We start from the raw sequence: 17754 nt of genomic DNA, 5'->3' as shown, positions 1-17754 counted from the left end.
CTTACGGCCGTCGAAGGGTATCTCGCCGGGATGCAGATTCGCTCACACCGGCAAGAGGGTGAGAGGCAGTATGGCGACCAAGAGCGCGATCATCGCGATGACACTCACCGTGTTCCTGGCCCTTGCGGCCGGCGTGGCCCAAGCCGCGACGGTTGTGGTTTTCGAGGGCAAGGCCACGGAGGCGCAGATGACCCCCTGGGGCAACGGTAAACTGACCCTGGGCAACAATCCCAAGTATCAGAATGGGAACACGCTGCAGGTCGAGACTTACGGCCTGCAGGAAGGCGGGCGGCTTACGCTGGAAAAGCCCGTGGACCTCACTCCGTATGTGAAAAATGCCCGGACCAGCCAGATCACGGCGTATGTCCAGCTTGGCAGGACCTCTTTCCAGCAGACCCGTCGCGGGCGATCCGGCAGAACGGGTCGCCGGGGACGGCGCGGCGGCGGGATGCCGGGCATGGACATGCCGGGCATGGGCGGCATGCCTGGGATGCCTGGGATGCCCGGAATGGAAGGCCCGGCACCTGGGATGCCGGGAATGCCCGGTGGGATGCCTGGGATGCCCGGAATGGAAGGCCCGGCACCTGGGATGCCTGGAATGCCGGGCGGGATGCCTGGAATGCCGGGCGGGATGCCTGGAATGCCGGGCGGGATGCCTGGAATGCCGGGCGGGATGCCGGGAATGCCCGGTGGGATGCCGGGAATGCCGGGAGTAGGCGCGGCTCCAGACGACAATCTTCCCGAGTACTTCGCCCAGTTGCCTGGCCTGCCTGAAGGCGGCGGGCAGGCGCCCGCGCGCCGTCCGCAGCCCCACGAGATCGGCGGCCCCGGCGGACCTCCGCCTGCAGCCGCTCCGGCTGCCACGGTTCCCGGGATGCCCGGTGGAATGCCCGGAATGCCGGGGGCTATGCCCGGTGAGATGCCCGGTGGAATGCCTGGGATGCCTGGAATGCCGGGTGGGATGCCTGGAATGCCCGGCGGAATGCCCGGGATACCCGGAATGCCGGGGGGTATGCCCGGCGAGCCGGGAATGATGCCCGGTATGGCTCCGGGTGGCATGCCTGGAATGATGCCGGGGATGTCTCCCGGTGGAATGCCGGGAATGGGGGGGACGCCCGGTGGCTTTGGCGGCTTCGGACCATCGCGCCCCGCAAAGCAGCTCACCTCCGTGCGAATGCTCCTCATCACCGATAAGGGCCAGGTTGACACCGGCGCATTTGCCGTCAAGTCGCTGAAGACAGAAGGCGGCTGGAGCGAGGCGACAGTCAAGTTCTCAGACATGAAAGGCCCGGGGCTCACGGAAGGCGCGAAGCTCCTTGGCATCGTGTTCACCGGCAATTCGGGTGGCACGTATTTTGTGGGGCGCGTCCAGATCTCCGGCGGATAGTGAGAGGCCGAACCTGAACTCAGCGCAACCGCAACAGGCCTCCCGGGGGGAGGCCTGTTTTGCGTGTCCGAATGGAGGACCAACGCGAGCAACAAGCATGAGCGGAGAATTCGTGCTCAAAGGCGGCACCGTTGTTGACCCCGCATCCGGCCGGATGGAACAGGCCGATGTCTGGGTGCACGCCGGCATTCTGGCAAGCATCGGCCCTGAGCCGTGGCCGGCAGACTGGGAAACGGTGCCTGTGCCGAGGCTGCTCATCGCACCGGGCCTTGTGGATATCCACGTCCACCTGCGCACGCCCGGCCAGGAGCACAAAGAAACCATCACCAGCGGCACCCGAGCGGCGGTGGCCGGAGGCTTCACCACCGTTGCCTGCATGCCCAACACCTTGCCGCCCGTGGACCGTCCGGAACGGGTCGCGGAACTTGCGTCGCGCATTGGCGAGGAGGCTTTCTGCCGGGTCGAGATCATCGGCGCGATTAGCACGGACAACCTCAATGCGGAGTTCGTGGACGCCCGGAGCATGCGGGACGCGGGTTGCGTCGCTCTTACGGACGATGCATTTCCGGTGCAGGAACTGGAGGGCATGCAAAGGGCGCTCAGGGCGGCCGGCGCCGGAGATGCAACTCTGATTGCCCACTGTGAGGACCGCAGATTCACCCGGGGCGGCGTCATGAACCTGGGCGCGGCAAGCAATGCGCTCGGGGTAACGGGGCAGGATAGCCGCTCGGAGAGCGAGAGCCTGCTGGCTTGGGAGCACGCCGCCCAGGCCTGCTGTCCGGGCACCAGGCCGCGGTTCCACGTGGCCCACGCAAGTTCACGGGTTCTTCTGGAGGCGGCCCGGCAGATTCGGCAGGCCAGAGTATGGCCGTCGCTGACCCTGGAGACCGCGCCCCACTACTTCGCGCTGACCGAGGACGCGGTCCGCACACATGGGGCAAATGCCAAAATGAATCCGCCGCTGAGAGCCGAGGAGGACCGACTGGCGGTACGCGCTGCACTGCTGGACGGGCTGATCGGCGTGATCGCCACCGATCACGCGCCACATACGCCTGAAGAGAAGGCGGCGGGACTCGTGGACGCGCCCTTCGGCGTGGTGGGGCTGGAGACGTCGCTGGGAGTGACTTTCAGCGAGCTCGTGCATACCGGCCTGATGACCCCGGCGGAGTGCCTCGCGCTCATGACCTGCAACCCGGCCTGGGTGCTCTGGCCAGGCGCCGCACGGGGCCCGGGGTTCCTGGTCGCGGGCGCACCCGCGGATATCACTCTCATTGACCCGGAGCATCGCTGGATTGTTGACCCGGCGCAGTTCCAGTCGAAGGGCCGCAACACGCCCTTCGCAGGGGCCCAGCTGCGGGGGAGAGCCTGGGGCACGATCGTGGGAGGACGGTGGCGAATGAGGGAGTACGTGGTCTGTCCAGAGCCGTCCGGGGACTAACAGCTCCTTGCTTCGTCAAACAGCCACGAGTATAATTCCTTCCGTACCGTGGCAGGGGATGTTAGGAGAAAGCTTGGGATTTCCTGAGTTTTCCTTCAGGTCTGGGGCATTACGGTGTGGCTGGGGAACAGAAGGGGAGAGCGACTTGGGCAGCAAGGCCATGCTCGCGCTGGAGGACGGTCTGGTCTTTGAAGGCTGGTCATTCGGCGCAGAGGGCGAGAACTTCGGAGAAGTGGTCTTCAACACGGGAATGACCGGTTACCAGGAGGTCCTCACGGATCCCTCGTACCGGGGACAGATCCCGTGCATGACCTACACCCAGATCGGCAACTACGGGATCAATGACGAGGACGTGGAATCCTGGCGGCCCTGGGTCGAGGGTTTCATCGTCCGCGAGCTTTGTGAGGTTCCCAGCAACTGGCGGAGCAAGCGAACGCTCAGTGACTATCTGGGCGCCAATGGGATCATCGGCATCGAGGGCATCGATACCCGGATGCTCACCCGCCACCTGCGGACATACGGGGCGAAGAAGGGTGTGATCTCCACCACCGATCTCGATGCAGAGAGCCTGGTGGAGAAGGCCAAGGCTTCCCCATCGATCGTGGCTGTCGATCTGGCGAAAGACGTCACCTGTGATCGCATCCGCGAGTGGGGCGAGTCGGGCTACGTGGACTTTTCGGGCGATGATCCGAGGCAGTTGTCGCTGGGCTTGGCAACCGGGATGCCAAGCATGTGGAAGCCCCGGGAGCAGGTGCTGCGTGCCGTCGTCGTGGACCTGGGTGTGAAGCAGAATATCCTGCGCCTTGTGCACCAGATGGGTTGCCAGGTCATCGTGGTCCCGGCGCAGACACAGGCCGACGAGATCATGGAACTGGAGCCCGACGGCGTGGTCATCTCCAATGGCCCGGGGGACCCGGACGCCGTCACTTATGCCATCGATACCATCGCAAATCTCATCGGCAGAGTCCCGATCTTCGGGATCTGCTTCGGCCAGCAGCTGATCGCGCTGGCTCTCGGCGGCCGCACTTACAAGCTGAAGTTTGGCCACCGCGGCGTCAACCACCCCGTCAAGAACCTGCGCACAGGGCAGGTGGAAATCACCACCCAGAACCACGGGTTCTCTGTGGACTTTGACTCTCTGCAGGGCACGGGTATGGAGCAGACCCACGTGAACCTCAATGACCAGACCATCGAGGGGATGAGGCATAGGGACTTGCCGGTTTTCTCGGTGCAATATCATCCCGAAGCCGGTCCGGGCCCCCACGATGCTCGGTACCTGTTCGACGAGTTCAAGCGAGACATGCTCGCGTTCCGCGGAGCCTGATGCCGCTGCCGTTTCACAATCGCAACTTCGTCGCCCACTATGCAGCCTGACCGCAGCGACAGTCCTGGAACCACATTCGCCAGGAGGTCGGCCTCGTCCGGGGCACAGACCATGCCGCTGGATCATCCCAGGGGGGCAGACCGAAAGCCACCGGCCATCCGGAAGCGAACCATCGTTTTCGGCGTGAGCCTGCTTGTCTTCGGTGTCGGGATGATGGTCATGGGCCTTGGTATCGGTGTGACCAAGGCCGGCCTGCCCCCTGAGAAGCACCCCTCTCTGCTTTTCGAGCGCCAGCAACTCGACACGATCCGCGACCGTCTTCGCGAGCGTCCATACCGCGAATGGCTCAAGCGCCTGGAGGCCTGGTGCGCAAGCCCGCTGCCGGATGAGAGCCAGCTCACACACACCGAGCGTGCCCATCGGGCGAAAGCCCTGGCCTTCCTGTTCACCCTCACACGCGAGCGGCGCTATGCGGAGAATGCCGAAGCACTCCTGGCCAAGGTCCGGCCGCCTTCCCGCGGGGGCAAGTGGCGCGGGCTCGATGAGATCGTGGAGGCTACCGCGTCATACGCCGTCGCGTATGATCTCATGGCCAACTACTTGCGCGGGAATCAGATGCTGGAGACCAAGACCCGGCTCCTGCTGTACGACCTGGGCCGCGAGCTGTACACTTCACAGTACGTCTGGCCCAGCCCCGGCGGGGATACCCGCGCGATCCGCCAGTTCTCGGCGCTCGGGATCTGCGCCCTGGCCATCCGGGACTTCGATCCTCCGGGCAATGATCCCGGCCCAGCAGCCTGGTACCGCAGGGCGCGCAGCGAGATCCCCAAGGCCCTGCAGCGACAGGTCTGCCGCGACGGCTCCTATGCGGAGGGCCCCGGCCGACACTTCGAAGCGGCCAAGCTCTATCTCGCGTTCCTGATTGCTGACCGCATCGCCACGGGGGAGACCATCCTGGATGACCAGGGACTGCTTGCGTGCGAGTGGAGCGTGCGGATCCGCATGCCCAACGGCCTGAGGCCGAATCTGGACAGCTCCACCGTTACCCCCTCCATCAGTTACGCGATGACCGCGGCAACGGCGGATTCCGGCCTGTACCGCTGGGATGCGCAGGGCCCCGGGTTCGCCCGTGCGGTGCCCAATGACCAACTCCCCGAGGCTCTGTCGTGGTATGACATCACCAGGCCGGCCGTGCCGCCGTCCTGGCACCCAAGCGGATTGCTGGAAGCCTGCGGGGATGTGTTCATCCGCAGCGGCTGGGACTCGTCAGCGGTTTACCTGAGTCTCAGGGGCGAGCGCTCCAAGGCCCGTCTTGCAGGGGGCGTTTTCGAGCAACCCGATGGCACAAGCCTCACGCTCTGCAAGGGAGACGAAACGCTGGTAATGGACACGGGTTACGGGGGATGGCAGCGAAGACACGTGACCCGCAAGGGCGAGAGCCACAATCTGGTGCTCGTGGACGGACAGGGGCCACCCATCAAGACCGCTCTCGGCGCCGTGCTGTCCATCGGCGTCGATGTCGAGACGAGAGACGCTCTGTTCGACCGCAACGTGAGCGCTGTAAGGGTCGCCTGTTCCCATCACGACACCCAGTTCGAGCGGGCCCTGACCTTCGTCGCAGGCGAGGATGCAGTGGTGTTCGACCGCGCGGTGGCTGCCGAAGGCGAGCATGACTTTTCCTGGCTTATGCACCTGAACGCCGGCGGAGATACCGGCGGACTTTTAGACCTGCAGGAAGACCGGGCAGTGGTACATCGCCCGGGGGCTTCGCTACAACTGGTGCTTGCATCCACGGGCTCGAGTGGCTCTCCCCTCACCGCGAAAACCGACACACATTTCACCCGCGAGGACCAAGAACCGCTGAGCCACACCGTGGTCACGAAGACGGTCCACGACAGTCAGCGGGCCTGCTTCCTCTCGATCCTGTCGCCCAGGGACAGTGGCGACCGTTTCCCGGTGGTGGAGACGCGCTGCGGCCGGGGATGGCTGGGCGCGATCATCGACGGCCGCACGCGCGTCCTGTTCCGAACCAGCGGGTCAGCCCGGCTGGGAAGCGGCCCCGTCGCGACAGATGGTGTCGGGCTTCAGTGGGCTTCCGACTCTTCCGGCAGACCAAAGTATGTCCTCGCGCTGGGCGCGAAACACATCTGGGTCGGCGATCGCCCGGTCTGGTCCAGCGACACGCCGCAGGCCGTGGTCTGGCGCGCGCCGGACCACAAGACCGGCAGGGTCGCCGCCGGCCCCAACGCCTGACACTCTCGCTCAGAGCATCTCCCACTCACGCAGATCGTCCGAGAATGCCAGCCCGAATGTCGCCAGACCGTCAGGTCTGTCCAGACCGTGGAAGATCATGGCCCACTTGCCGCAGATCTCCCGCCAGTCGTCCACGAACAGTGCCGACTGGTTGTACGAGCACCACTGAGCCGGCGGCAGGCGAAGTTCATCCTCGGGCGTCACCGCGGGCCACAGGAAGGGCTCAGGGGCAACCACGCGGGCGAGCTTCTGTGGCGCCATGCCGACGCTCACGAAGAAGTGCCACTGATGCCCGTCATTGACCACCGCGCAATTCTCGATGCCCCCGTTGTGGTTGTACGCGCTGCCGTCGATGAAAGGTTTTTCGGGTGTGAGATTCTCCCACCGCTCCAGATCGCACGATGCATGAGCCCCGAAAGCGCGGTGGTCGGTCCCCTTCAGGAAGTTCACCCACGGGCAGTACCACAGGCCGTCGTGAAAGAACAGCCAGCCGTCGATCGGTCCGTGCTCCGCTCCCCAGCCTGGCCCCGTATCCGCGGGAATGATGTGCCTCGGCGCGCTCCAGTTCAGCAGGTCTCTGGATTCCATCAGCGCGATCTCGCTGGGCCACGGGTACGACTGCACCACTAGAACCCAGCGGTCCTGGAACCGGATCACATTGCCCGGCGAGGCATACCCCTTCGGTGTGATGATCCGCTCTGCGCTGAACTCCCGGAAGTCCGTGGTGGTGACCAGCCCAATGTCCCACGACGCATTGCCGCCCCAGTCGCCGATGTGCCGGGTGTAATACAGATAGCAGACGCCCTCATGCCAAATTGCCGCGGGGTCGCGGACACTCACGCCGGGCACTGCAAACACCGGGTTTTTCAGACCGTCGAACCCAAAGGGCATGTCCATACTCCCCACTTCGTGCGAAATCTCGCGACTGCCCGGGGTTTCCGTCCCCCGCACCGCCGAACCTCCTTGCAGGGAAGCGCCCGGGGCAGCGCGAAGTGAGTTGAAGCTTTCCGGGCCTTGCGCCCGGCGCATTCTGGAGGTGCCACTATGGACCAGGTCGGTATCGGCATCATCGGCTCCGGGTTTGTCGCGGAGATCCACGTGGAATCGATCAAGAAGATGCACAATGCCCGGGCGGTCGCGGTCGCTTCACCCACACCGGAACATGTCGAGGCCTTTGCCGCGAAGCACGCCATCGGCAAGCACTTCACCGACTACCGCGCCGTGCTCGATCTGCCCGAGGTCGACGTGGTGCTCATGTGCCTGCCCAATGACCTGCACTGCCGGGTCTGCTGCGACGCCGCACTCGCGAAGAAGCACGTCATCTGCGAGAAGCCTCTCTGTCCCACTCTCGCCGAAGCCGACCGGATGATCGACACCTGCCGCGAGCAGGGCGTCAAGCTCATGTACGCCGAGGAGCTCTGTTTCACCCCCAAGTACGTCCGCGCAAAGCAGCTCTGCGACTCCGGCGCCCTGGGGAAACTTTTCCGTATCAAGCAGTGCGAAAAGCACGACGGCCCGCACATGCCGTGGTTCTGGGATGTGGAGCGCTCCGGCGGCGGCGTCACTCTCGACATGGGCTGCCACGCCTTCGAGTACTTCCGCTGGATGTTGGGCAAGCCGCAAGTGAAGAGCGTCTGGGCGGACATGGGCACTTTCGTCCATGGCGACAGGACGAAGGGCGACGATGACTCGCTGATCGTGGTGGAGTTCGAGGGCGGCGCGCGCGGGGTCGCCGAGGAGTCCTGGGCGAAACCCGGGGGCATGGACGACCGCATCGAACTGTACGGTTCCGAGGGCGTGATTATATGCGACCTGCTCCACGGCAGCGCCTTCCAGACCTACAGCAAGCGGGGCTATGACTACGCTGTGGAGAAAGCGGGGAGCACGATGGGCTGGAGCTTCACCATGTACGAGGAAGCATGGAATTACGGCTTCCCGCAGGAGCTTGCGCATTTCGTGGACTGCGTGCTGAACGACACGGAGCCACTGGAGACGGGCGAGGACGGCCGGGCAGTGCTGGAGATCATCCTGGCGGCGTACGAAAGCGCCGGCACGGGTCGGAAGGTGACGTGGCCGTACAACGCGCCGCGTGACAAGACCCCGCATGAGGTGTGGGGGAGGTAAGGGTGACCAGCCCGATAGGGAGGCGATAGCCATGGACGACCGCCAGCAGGTGAAGGCGGATCTCAAGGTCGCATTGCGCAAGGCCGTCGAGGCCCTCACGGCGCATAGTTTCTTTGAGACCATATCCACCTGCATCCAGTGCGAGACCGACGGACCTGTGCTTGACCCTGACGGGCGGTGGACTCCGGGTAGGGTACCTGTACGGATCCCCTTCGCCAGGCGCAGCGCCAGCGGGGAACTCAACGTCCCCCAGGAGCTCTACACCACGATCTGCGCGGTCTGCGCAGAGCACGGAATCGGAGACATTCTGGGCCGATGGGAAGAGCAGGTCTGGGAGGAAAAGGACCTCAGACATTCCCGCGAGCACGAGTCGACGGCCCCGCAAGAGCACGTCGACTACTGGCGTTTTACCCGGTGGGGGGTGGACTCGTTCATCCACGAGTACGCAAGGAGCCTGGATGAGTGGCACTTCGACGAGGACGTCTTCGAGAACCTCTACCAAGAGTACGAGGCATTCCTTGGTGACGGGGGGTACCTGCGGCGAATCGTGGTCCCTCTGCGTTGTCTCGAGTGCGAGGTTGACGAGACAGCGCTCGATGAACGGACCTCGCTTGGTCGGCTGACCTCCGATGAAGTGGCCTCGTGGGAACCATCCCTTTGGAACGACCTGAACGCCTTCTGCAATGATCTGAACTACTACTTCGGGTCCGGCTGCGTGCTACGAATCCAGACGCCCTACGATTGGGACGGCGGATTGCACGGACAGGTTGTTCTCAGCAACATCGAGCGGTTCATCACCGCCTGTAGACTGCTGAGGCAGCCTGGCGTCCCGAAGTGGCTCCACTGGCTCGAAGTGCGTTCGCGATTTGAGAACGTCCGGACCTGCCTAGACCAGAACTCGTGGACGCGTCCTGTGTCACTGAATGCCCTTGGAAAGCCGAGGTTCAACAAGGAGGATTCAGGCAAAGAGACGACATTCCGCCTCACTAAAGACCTGTTGCCCGATCTGCTGGGCCTGTGGCAGCAACTCAAGGCCAACGAGGACGGGAAGCTGGCCATTGCTCTGCGGAGGTACAATGGGCTGGACGACAGGCGCTACTTGGAGGACAAGCTCATTGACATGGCCATCCTGCTTGAGAGCGCGCTGATCGATGGTAAGGGTGAGCTGAGTTTCCGCCTCGGCCTCCGAGCCGCGCGCCTGCTCAGCAGAGCTAGTGTTTTCGAGACACTCCGGAAGCTCTACGACTACCGGAGCGATGTGGTGCACGGCACCCAACCGGATCTCGCCACCGCCATCAACAAAAGGGACAAGTCGCAGGGACAGAGGGACGGCGAGGCTCTCGTCACCGAGGTCCAGGGCATCTGCACTGACGTGCTCGTCAAGCTGCTGGCGCGCACGCAGGAGAAGTCACTCAAGGAGGTACTCAAGAACCTCGACGACGAGGCCATCGAGGGCGTCCCGTTGACCTGAGCGCCATCCGCCGTGGGGCCCGGCGTTACTTCGCTCTCTCGCAGGATTTGCGGGGGAGGCAGGAACGCCGCTGGAGTCAGTGGCTCCCTTTGAACACCACAACGTCCTCCTCCAGCGTCTTGCCCAGGCGGTCTTTCGCGATCTCCAGGTCGTAATGCGCCTGCAGGTTGAGCCAGAAGGGTTCACTCGTGCCGAAGTACCGCGACAGGCGCAGGGCTGTGTCCGCGGTGATCGCCCGCTTGCCGTGGACGATTTCGTTGATGCGGCGCGGCGGGACCCCCGTGTCCTTCGCCAGGCGGTATTGGCTGATGCCAAGGGGCAGCAGGAACTCCTCCAGGAGGACCTCGCCCGGATGTACAGGCGGCGGCTTGGCCGGCGCTCCCCTCTGCGTCTCAATGGTAGTCCGTGATCTCGACATCGTATGCGTCACCGTCCCTCCAGGCGAAACAGATCCGCCACTGTTCATTGATGCGTATGCTCCACTGTCCGTCGCGGTCACCGATGAGCCGCTCCAGCCTGTTGCCGGGGGGCACCCGCAGGTCTGCCAGATCCGTCGCCGCGTGCAGGATCGCGAGCTTGCGCAGCGCGGGTCGATGGATCGCTGCCGGAATGCGACGCGGCCGTTCGCGCTTGAAGAGCCGCTCGGTCTCCCGGTCCCGAAAGCTGCGGATCATGTGTATGGATGATAACGCGATGCGTTAATAACGTCAAGCGTTATCATCCGCATCGCCGATCCGGCTTTCCCCCTCCCCTTACCACCCCGCCGCCTTCGCGCTATACTGAGGAGTGTTCACCAGGCTGAAGCTGGATCAGGAGACGACAATGAAGCAGCAGTGGTACCAGACGCTATTTGCGAATTACGCCCGACAGTATGATGAAGAGTGCTACACCCAGGGCACCCTGGGCGAGGTAGACTTCATCGAACAGGAACTGGAGCACGACCGCGCGAAGACCATCCTCGACATCGGCTGCGGTACAGGACGCCATGCCATTGAACTGGCGAAACGCGGCTATCAGGTGACTGGAGTGGACCTTTCCGAAGGGCAACTGGCGCGCGCCCGCGAGAAAGCTTCCCAGGCAGGGGTGTCCGTGGACTTCCGCCAGTGCGACGCGCGGGAACTCGACTTCATGGCCGCCTTCGATCTGGCGATCATGATCTGCGAGGGCGGCTTCTCGCTCATGGAAACCGACGCCATGAACTTCCGGATCCTGCAAGGCGCCTGCCGAGCGCTGAGGCCCGGCGGGAAGCTGGTGATGACCGCCCTGAATGCACTGTATGCGCTGGCGCGGACGATCCGGCAGACGGATGGACAGACCGTGGAAGGGCCCGGCCCCACCTCGCTGGACCTGGAAACCTTCCGCGCCTGCTCCGATTTCGAGTTCGCCGACGATGACGGGGTCACCCATGCTATCCACTGCAATGAGCGCTACTACGCTCCGTCCGAAATCCGGTGGCTGCTGGAAACGCTGGGGATGACCGAAATCGGCATCTACGCCTGCGAGCTGGGGCGTTTCAGCCGCGAGCGTGCGCCGGGCTTCGATGACATGGAGCTGCTGGTGATCGCCCGGTGAGTTGCGGACATCCGTCGGGCCCACAGGCAATTGTGGCCGTAGTGGTCTAGCCGGCTATGCCCGATGCGCAGGCGGTCGGGGACGCTCCCCCGTGGGTGGAGGTGGTGCGCATGCGCCGGACCTACTGCATCGCGAACCACTCCAGGAAACGCCGGGCGCAGTGGTCGAGGTTCGCCATCTCGCCACCACCGCGCAAGGGCGAACACATCTCGTAGGCCACCGTTCCGTCGAAGCCGCCGTCCCGCAAGCCCCGCAGGAAGTCGGCGTTGGCGAGGTCACCGTCGCCCATGGGCACGGCGCGCACAAGGTCCGGGCCCGCCGACTGGTAGTTGATGAGCGCCGGGTCATACTGGAACCGGGGCAGCCGCACATAATCGGCGAAGGTCGTGTGAACCGTGTGCGGGGCCAAGACCCGCGCGGTCTCGTACGCGGGCTCGCCCCGCAGGCACGGCGACCACGCGTCGAACATGAGCCGACAGTTGGCCCGATCAACGTCGCGCAGCAGTTCCACCAGCGCCTTGCTGTGCACCGCGATGTCATGGTGGTTCTGGATGCCGATGGTCACGCCATAGTCTGCGACAACATCGCAGCACTCGCGGATCGCGGCCACCGTGCGCACCCAGTTCGCCGCCACGGGCAGGTCGTCGCGCTCGTATGAGGTGAACACCCGCACCAGGCCGCAGTCCAGCGCCCGGGCCAATTGCGCCAGGTCCCGCACGTAGTTCACCTGCATTTCCACGAAGGGCACCTCGGAACTCTCCGCCCCACCGGCGAAGTTGGTGTACCCCGCGATACAGGCCACCTCCACCCCCGCCTGCCGGCAATGATCCGCGAGTGCTCCGGCGGATTCGGCATCATAGTCCAGCACGCTCAGGTGCGGGCGCTTGCCCATCAGCTCCACCGCCGGGTAGCCCAGTTCGGCGGCGTGGGTCACGAAATCCGCCAGCCCGAGAGACGCCTGACCCCAAAGCCCGGCGTAACTGACGGAAAAGAGCACGGGTTTCATGTTCGGGTATCCTCCTGCACTTTGGCGACGTCTACCGTATGACGGCCTTTGGCCGGGAGAGGTCACCGTCGCCGGTATGCGGAAAAGGTCACCGGTCGCGGCCGGTCTGTGTCCGCCAGTATTCCATGCGCGGGCCTGGCATACCTGCGGCAGCACCAGTTGGGGTGCGTCTCGGCACACAACGCCCGCATCCCGGGCCGGGTGACTGCGATGTACTTCCGCCTGACCAGCCTGTCCAGCCTCATTTTGCTCTCTGCGCTTGCCCCTTTCGCGGCGCTTGCGGATGACTTCGCACTGGTGCGAGAGGGCGAGCCTCAGGCTACTCTTGTCATCGACTCGCGGCGCTACCCGCTGAAGCAGGACATCACCAACCGGTGGGCCACCGAGGAGCGTACCATCGCCAATATCGTCGCGACGGTGGTGGAGTACGTCCGCAAGAGCACGGGCGCGGAACTGCCGGTAGTGGACCTCGCCGCCGGTGAGATCCCCGACGGCACCCTGGTGTTCATCGGCCGCGGGGAATACGTGGACCGGCAGATCGGGGCCGACCTGGACCGTCTCGATCCCTCAGGCTACATCATCCGAGCGGTGGACGGTCGGCATCTCGTCATCGCGGGCCCCACATCCGAAGGCACGGAGTTCGGCACCTACGAGTTCCTGGAGCGTTTCGTCGGGGTGCGCTGGCTTTTCCCCACCGAGATCGGCGAACACGTCCCGCGGACAGAGACTCTCGTGGTGCCCGCCAATGTGTATCTGCGCGACGAACCGGCTTTCATGCAGGTGCCCCTGCTTGCCTCAATGCCCACCCACCAGACCTGGGCGCGGCGCATGCGGTTCTGGACGCGACTCAACTTCCACCACAGTCTCGTGGACATGTTTCCACCCGCGAAATACGCGAAGACCCACCCGGAGTTCTTCCCGATCCCCAAGGCCGGGGCGACGCAGCGCTACCTGCCGAGCGACAATGACTACTCCTGGCAACCATGTTTCACCGCGCCGGGCCTGGTGGACGAAGCAGCGAGAATTATCACTGAGGCGCTGGACAGGAATCCTCGCATCCGTAGCTACTCCTTCGGAGTGAACGACAGCAACCTGTATTGCCAGTGCGAGAACTGCCGCGAGGAGTACATTCAGGGCGAGGAATTCCTCGGCATGGCGTGCTACTCCGACGTCTATTTCAAGTGGGTCAATGCAGTGGTGGATAAGGTCCTCGAGAAGCACCCTGACGCCTGGTTCGGGTGTCTCGCCTACAGCCACGTGGGCAAGCCGCCGGTGAAGGTGGATGTGCACCCGCGGGTGATCCCCTTTCTCACATACGACTCCATGCAACTTCTCGACCCTGAGCGCCGCCGGGATCATGAAGCTCTCGTGCAGGCCTGGGCCGCGAAATGCACCTTCCTGGGCCGCTATGACTACACCTACGGCGACCATCACGTGCCGCCGCGCATCTACCTCCACCACTGGGCCGATTGCGTCCGCTGGGCCCGGGATCACCAGGTCCGGGCGTGGTACGCCGAGACCTACCCGTTCTTCGGCGAGGCCCCGAAGTACTACGTGATGGCCAAGATCTGGTGGGACCCGGACCGCGACGTGGACGCGCTTCTCGAGGAGTGGTACCGCCTGGCATTCGGCAGGGCCGCTGCGCCGATGAAGGCCTACTTCGACCATTGGGAAGACTACTGGATCCGCCGCGTGCCCGAGAGCGACTACTTCCGGCGCTGCAGGAACGAGCAGTACCTCATGGGCAATCCGGGCTGGCTGGAGCGCCTGGACCTCAGCGACATCGAGAAGGCCGACGCCTGGATCGCCGACGCACAGCGCCTCGCGGACACCCCCGAGACCAGGGCACGCGTGGAGGTGATGGCGCGGTCCTGGCAATATTACCGCGGGGTCATCGCGACATACGTGGCCCGGGGGAAGTCGGAGGGCCGCCTGTCGGTTGAGCAGGCGCTGGCATTGCTCTCGGGCGGGGCCGCGAACCTCGCCCAGCCCCTGTGGTCGCTGTACCAGGAACTCATGAGGGACCCGGTGCTGGTATTCACCTGGAACAGCTCATATCCCTACGGCACCGCCGAACGCGCACCGTATCTGGACGCTGCCGAGACCTATCTCGACACCCTCGACGACACTCTTGCCGCGAAGTTTCGGGACCTGAGACAGACGCCGGGCACCGAGATGGCGCCGCTTGCAGCCACCCTCCTTGCGATCGGCGACGGCACTGCCCGAAACCTCGTGCCGAACCCGGGCTTCGAGGCCGAGAAGCCGCTGGATGGCTGGTGGGCCGGGATGCACTTCGGCACCGGCAAGTGCGGTGTCACCACTGAACAGCCTTACGAGGGCGCAAATGCGGTGGAGGTTACCGGAACTGCGGACGGCTACGGCGGCGTATTCCGGACGGACGTGCCGGCGAAGCCCGGGAAGCGCTACCTGTTCGTGTTGCGCGCCCGGTGGGAAGGCGAGCCCGGTGTGTCCACGGTCTGCCAGATGCTCACCCAGTTCCGCGATGCCGGGGGCCGCACACTGGCCGACACCCTTCGCAGCAACCGGTTCAAGTGCACCAGCGACTGGCGCGCGTTCACCCTCGAGACCCTCGAGGCGCCCGAGGGAACGTCCACCCTGCTGGTGCGCGTGGATGCCCTCTATCAGCCGAAGGAGGGCCACCGGGTGTTCTTTGACGCGCTGCAGGCGTACGAGATTGAGGCCGTCGAATAGGCGGCTCTGCCGCTGGAGGAGCGATTCGCCATGCGCAACACAGCCGTCGAGTTCGTCGCCCGTGGCGAGATGGGTTTTGCCGACATCGGCCCGGCACCCCAGCCCGGCCCAACACAGGTACTGCTGGAGACGTTGTTTTCGGGGATCACCAATGGCACCGAACGCCACGCACTCATGTGCGACTACGGCTACGGAGGCGGACAGTACCCGAGCCGTCACGGCTATCAGCATGTGTGCCGGGTCGCCGGCGCCGGTGAGGACGTCGAAACGCTGGCGGAGGGCGATCTCGTCTTCCTCGGCGACTATGTGGGCCACGTAGGCTGGCATATACGGGACGCCGTGGTCATGCCGCCCCTGCTGGTGAAGCTGCCGGGGGATGTCGACCCTGGCGATTGCGCCCTGCTCGGGGTCGCCGGGGTGGCCATGCGCGCCATCCGCCGCACCCGCGTCAGCGCCGGGCAGAAGGTGCTGGTGATCGGTCTCGGGCCCATCGGGATCTTCGCCGCCCAGTGCGCGAGGGCGGTGGGCGCGCATGTGACTGCGGCGGACATCGTGGACCGGCGTCTGGACGCGGCCAGAGTCACCGGAGCCCACCGCGTCGTGGATATGCGCGCGGCTGACGCCTGGGAGCAGGTTGAGTCTGGCCGCCACTATGACGTGATCTTCGACGGCGCGGGATATGAGCGCTTCTTCTTCGATGTCCACGAACATGGCCTGCTCGGCCACGGCGGCGCGATCGCGTCCATTTCCGTGCGGGGGGAGACTCTCTTCCCGTGGTCGATGCTGCACACCACTGAGGCCTCTATCGAAGTCTCCTGCCATTTCAGCGCGTCGGAGATTGACTGCCTGCTGCATCTGGTCCGCACCGGCGCGGTGCAAGTCCCACCGGTCGTCTCCCACCGAGTCAGCATCGACCAGGCCCCGGAGATATATGCCACCATGCGCGACGAGCCGAGGGCCCTGTACGGCGTCATCTTTGACTGGCGCTAAGAGACGCTGAGCTATTGCACGGAGGAACCACGATGACCGCACGCGCCTGCCGCTCTACCGTCCTGACGTTGCTCGCACTGCTCGCGGTCCAGTCGGCCTTCGCCTGGGGGCCGCACCCGGACATCGCGCGAGCGGCCCTGAATGTACTGCCGGAAGCCGAACAGTGCCGGGAGCGTTTCGGCAGCGAGTTCGACTCATTGACCAACTACTCATGGATGCCCGACCAGCAGGGGCAGGAACTGGGCCCATTCTATGCCGACGACTACCTGCTGATTCCGGCGTTCCCGAAGTACGCCTTCCACGCCATGCCGGGCGTCGCCGACACTTACGAGCCCTTCCTGCGCCGGGCGTTGCAGGCATTCCGCACCGAGACCCCCGCAAACGCCTGCCGCCAACTGGGGCCGCTGGTGCATTTCGTTGAAGACACCGGTGCGCCGCCCCATGCCTTGTATATCAGCGGACCCCTGCACGGCCCCATGGAAAACTGGGTCAACGCGAAGGCCATCAACATCGAGGGCTACCAGCCGGTTCTACTGGGCAATGATGACGAGGCGCTTCTCGCCGGCCTGCGTGCGCGCATGGACCAGCTGGTTGCCTATGTCATTCCCCGCGCGGAGAAGGCGAAACCCCTTTGCGAGCAGGGTGAGGCGGAGCGCCCCAACGTGGAACCAATTCTCCTTGAATGCGCCAATGAGTGCGCGCGGGCGCTGGCGGACGTGCTGCACTCCATCTTCACGCTGGTGCTGAACGAGAACCTGGAAGGTGCAGGGCTGGAAGGGAACGTGATCGCCGGAGAGTTCCATCTGGACAACCCGAAGCGGAACAACAAGGGCGCGCGAGTCGTGCTTCTGGATGCCGCCAAGTATGACCAGATCGCCGACCCGACCCAGGGACTGAGCGCCGCATTGACCGCGTACTCAACGGTCGCTTACTCGGTTGCGTCTATCCCGGAGGGCCTCGGGTGGCTGGGCGAGTACCGATTCCGAAACTTGCCAGAAGGGGTGTACCGCGTGCTTGCCTACCGCCCCGGGTCCACCTGGATCGTTTCAGATCCGTTCGTCCTGGCCAAAGGTCAAGTCGCCCGCGTGGACCTGGCGCTTGCCCCCACTGACCCGCCCGGTAACATTCTGCAGAACCCCACCGGGACCCTGTCGTACCTGGCGCCGGGCCCGGATCGCTGGCAACAGAGCGGCGGTCGCTGGTCAAGCCGTGGAGCCAGCCTTGACGAGGGCGTCACGTATCGCTGTGGCGCGGTCCTCAAGGACCCCGCGGCGAAGGTGAGCTTCCGCTTCGCGACCCCGGCGGGTGGGGAATCCGTGGCCCTGGCCGAGGGCACTGCACGGCCCGCCGAAGTGACCTACACTTGCGCATCCAGGGGCATGACGGTCAGTGCTGTGGTCGAGACCGCACGTCCGCTCACCGACGTGCTGGAGCGAGTGTGGGTTGTTCCTTTGGTGGCGCAGTGAGGTGCCGTCAT

At 64.7% G+C, this 17754-nt stretch carries 14 protein-coding genes; 10 read left to right on the top strand and 4 right to left on the bottom strand.

Features of this window, described 5'->3' with window-relative positions; all coding sequences use genetic code 11:
• Positions 1 to 70: 70 nt before the first annotated feature.
• The 4 genes from HPY44_20415 to HPY44_20400 all read left to right on the top strand — a co-directional run bounded on the left by HPY44_20415 (position 71) and on the right by HPY44_20400 (position 6402).
• Positions 71 to 1387 carry a hypothetical protein gene (locus tag HPY44_20415; protein NSW58379.1) on the top strand — a complete coding sequence of 439 codons (1317 nt, stop codon included), beginning with the start codon at positions 71 to 73 and terminating at the stop codon, positions 1385 to 1387.
• Positions 1388 to 1484: 97 nt separating this feature from the next.
• Positions 1485 to 2825: a dihydroorotase gene (locus HPY44_20410; GenBank protein ID NSW58378.1), complete on the top strand. Its 1341-nt coding sequence runs from the start codon at positions 1485 to 1487 to the stop codon at positions 2823 to 2825.
• Between the two features lie 58 nt (positions 2826 to 2883).
• On the top strand, positions 2884 to 4149 hold the full coding sequence (gene carA / locus HPY44_20405; protein ID NSW58377.1) for a glutamine-hydrolyzing carbamoyl-phosphate synthase small subunit: 1266 nt from the start codon (positions 2884 to 2886) through the stop codon (positions 4147 to 4149).
• A 111-nt stretch (positions 4150 to 4260) separates the two neighbouring features.
• Positions 4261 to 6402, top strand: a complete 2142-nt coding sequence (locus HPY44_20400; protein ID NSW58376.1) for a heparinase II/III family protein — start codon at positions 4261 to 4263, stop codon at positions 6400 to 6402.
• A 9-nt stretch (positions 6403 to 6411) separates the two neighbouring features.
• Here the strand turns inward: HPY44_20400 and HPY44_20395 are convergent, their stop codons facing one another.
• Positions 6412 to 7353, bottom strand: coding sequence for a hypothetical protein (locus tag HPY44_20395; GenBank protein ID NSW58375.1), 942 nt, complete (start codon positions 7351 to 7353; stop codon positions 6412 to 6414).
• A 93-nt stretch (positions 7354 to 7446) separates the two neighbouring features.
• Here HPY44_20395 and HPY44_20390 point away from each other — a divergent pair, with 93 nt between their 5' ends.
• Together HPY44_20390 and HPY44_20385 are read left to right on the top strand one after the other, a co-directional pair.
• The gene (locus HPY44_20390) at positions 7447 to 8526 is read left to right on the top strand and encodes a Gfo/Idh/MocA family oxidoreductase (protein NSW58374.1); all 1080 of its coding nucleotides are present in this window, start codon (positions 7447 to 7449) and stop codon (positions 8524 to 8526) included.
• 31 nt (positions 8527 to 8557) lie between these two features.
• The gene (locus HPY44_20385; protein NSW58373.1) at positions 8558 to 9997 is read left to right on the top strand and encodes a hypothetical protein; all 1440 of its coding nucleotides are present in this window, start codon (positions 8558 to 8560) and stop codon (positions 9995 to 9997) included.
• 76 nt (positions 9998 to 10073) lie between these two features.
• On the opposite strand, the gene HPY44_20380 is transcribed toward HPY44_20385, so the two are convergent.
• Both HPY44_20380 and HPY44_20375 read right to left on the bottom strand, forming a co-directional pair.
• The gene (locus tag HPY44_20380) at positions 10074 to 10463 is read right to left on the bottom strand and encodes a HigA family addiction module antidote protein (protein ID NSW58372.1); all 390 of its coding nucleotides are present in this window, start codon (positions 10461 to 10463) and stop codon (positions 10074 to 10076) included.
• Positions 10390 to 10671, bottom strand: a complete 282-nt coding sequence (locus HPY44_20375; GenBank protein NSW58371.1) for a type II toxin-antitoxin system RelE/ParE family toxin — start codon at positions 10669 to 10671, stop codon at positions 10390 to 10392. Before HPY44_20375 ends, HPY44_20380 begins: the two co-directional genes overlap by 74 nt.
• 148 nt (positions 10672 to 10819) lie before the next feature.
• On the opposite strand from HPY44_20375, the gene HPY44_20370 reads away from it, so the two are divergent.
• The gene (locus tag HPY44_20370) at positions 10820 to 11569 is read left to right on the top strand and encodes a class I SAM-dependent methyltransferase (protein NSW58370.1); all 750 of its coding nucleotides are present in this window, start codon (positions 10820 to 10822) and stop codon (positions 11567 to 11569) included.
• A 121-nt stretch (positions 11570 to 11690) separates the two neighbouring features.
• Here HPY44_20370 and HPY44_20365 read toward each other — a convergent pair whose 3' ends face one another.
• Positions 11691 to 12575, bottom strand: a complete 885-nt coding sequence (locus HPY44_20365; GenBank protein NSW58369.1) for a sugar phosphate isomerase/epimerase — start codon at positions 12573 to 12575, stop codon at positions 11691 to 11693.
• 210 nt (positions 12576 to 12785) lie between these two features.
• Between HPY44_20365 and HPY44_20360 the strand changes: the two genes are divergently transcribed.
• Genes HPY44_20360 through HPY44_20350 form a run of 3 tightly spaced genes read left to right on the top strand, consistent with a single transcriptional unit; the run spans position 12786 to position 17743 of the window.
• A complete protein-coding gene (locus HPY44_20360) occupies positions 12786 to 15287 on the top strand; it encodes a DUF4838 domain-containing protein (GenBank protein ID NSW58368.1) in 2502 nt (833 codons plus the stop codon).
• A 30-nt stretch (positions 15288 to 15317) separates the two neighbouring features.
• Positions 15318 to 16277, top strand: coding sequence for a zinc-binding dehydrogenase (locus tag HPY44_20355; GenBank protein ID NSW58367.1), 960 nt, complete (start codon positions 15318 to 15320; stop codon positions 16275 to 16277).
• 32 nt (positions 16278 to 16309) lie between these two features.
• On the top strand, positions 16310 to 17743 hold the full coding sequence (locus tag HPY44_20350) for a carboxypeptidase regulatory-like domain-containing protein (GenBank protein ID NSW58366.1): 1434 nt from the start codon (positions 16310 to 16312) through the stop codon (positions 17741 to 17743).
• The last annotated feature ends 11 nt before the right edge of the window (positions 17744 to 17754 follow it).

The organism is Armatimonadota bacterium (assembly GCA_013314775.1).
Taxonomy (GTDB): domain Bacteria; phylum Armatimonadota; class Zipacnadia; order Zipacnadales; family JABUFB01; genus JABUFB01.
Note: the sequence above shows the minus strand (reverse complement) of the source record. Positions and strands in the feature narration are given on the sequence as shown.

Bases quoted from the DNA above. Each gene is read 5' to 3' on its own strand.
- HPY44_20355 (NSW58367.1), top strand. From the start codon at position 15,318: ATGCGCAACACAGCCGTCGAGTTCGTCGCCCGTGGCGAGATGGGTTTT.
- HPY44_20385 (NSW58373.1), top strand. From the start codon at position 8,558: ATGGACGACCGCCAGCAGGTGAAGGCGGATCTCAAGGTCGCATTGCGC.
- HPY44_20350 (NSW58366.1), top strand. From the start codon at position 16,310: ATGACCGCACGCGCCTGCCGCTCTACCGTCCTGACGTTGCTCGCACTG.
- HPY44_20415 (NSW58379.1), top strand. From the start codon at position 71: ATGGCGACCAAGAGCGCGATCATCGCGATGACACTCACCGTGTTCCTG.
- HPY44_20410 (NSW58378.1), top strand. From the start codon at position 1,485: ATGAGCGGAGAATTCGTGCTCAAAGGCGGCACCGTTGTTGACCCCGCA.
- HPY44_20380 (NSW58372.1), bottom strand. From the start codon at position 10,463: ATGAACAGTGGCGGATCTGTTTCGCCTGGAGGGACGGTGACGCATACG.
- carA (NSW58377.1), top strand. From the start codon at position 2,884: ATGTTAGGAGAAAGCTTGGGATTTCCTGAGTTTTCCTTCAGGTCTGGG.
- HPY44_20370 (NSW58370.1), top strand. From the start codon at position 10,820: ATGAAGCAGCAGTGGTACCAGACGCTATTTGCGAATTACGCCCGACAG.
- HPY44_20390 (NSW58374.1), top strand. From the start codon at position 7,447: ATGGACCAGGTCGGTATCGGCATCATCGGCTCCGGGTTTGTCGCGGAG.
- HPY44_20360 (NSW58368.1), top strand. From the start codon at position 12,786: ATGTACTTCCGCCTGACCAGCCTGTCCAGCCTCATTTTGCTCTCTGCG.
- HPY44_20400 (NSW58376.1), top strand. From the start codon at position 4,261: ATGCCGCTGGATCATCCCAGGGGGGCAGACCGAAAGCCACCGGCCATC.
- HPY44_20365 (NSW58369.1), bottom strand. From the start codon at position 12,575: ATGAAACCCGTGCTCTTTTCCGTCAGTTACGCCGGGCTTTGGGGTCAG.
- HPY44_20375 (NSW58371.1), bottom strand. From the start codon at position 10,671: ATGATCCGCAGCTTTCGGGACCGGGAGACCGAGCGGCTCTTCAAGCGC.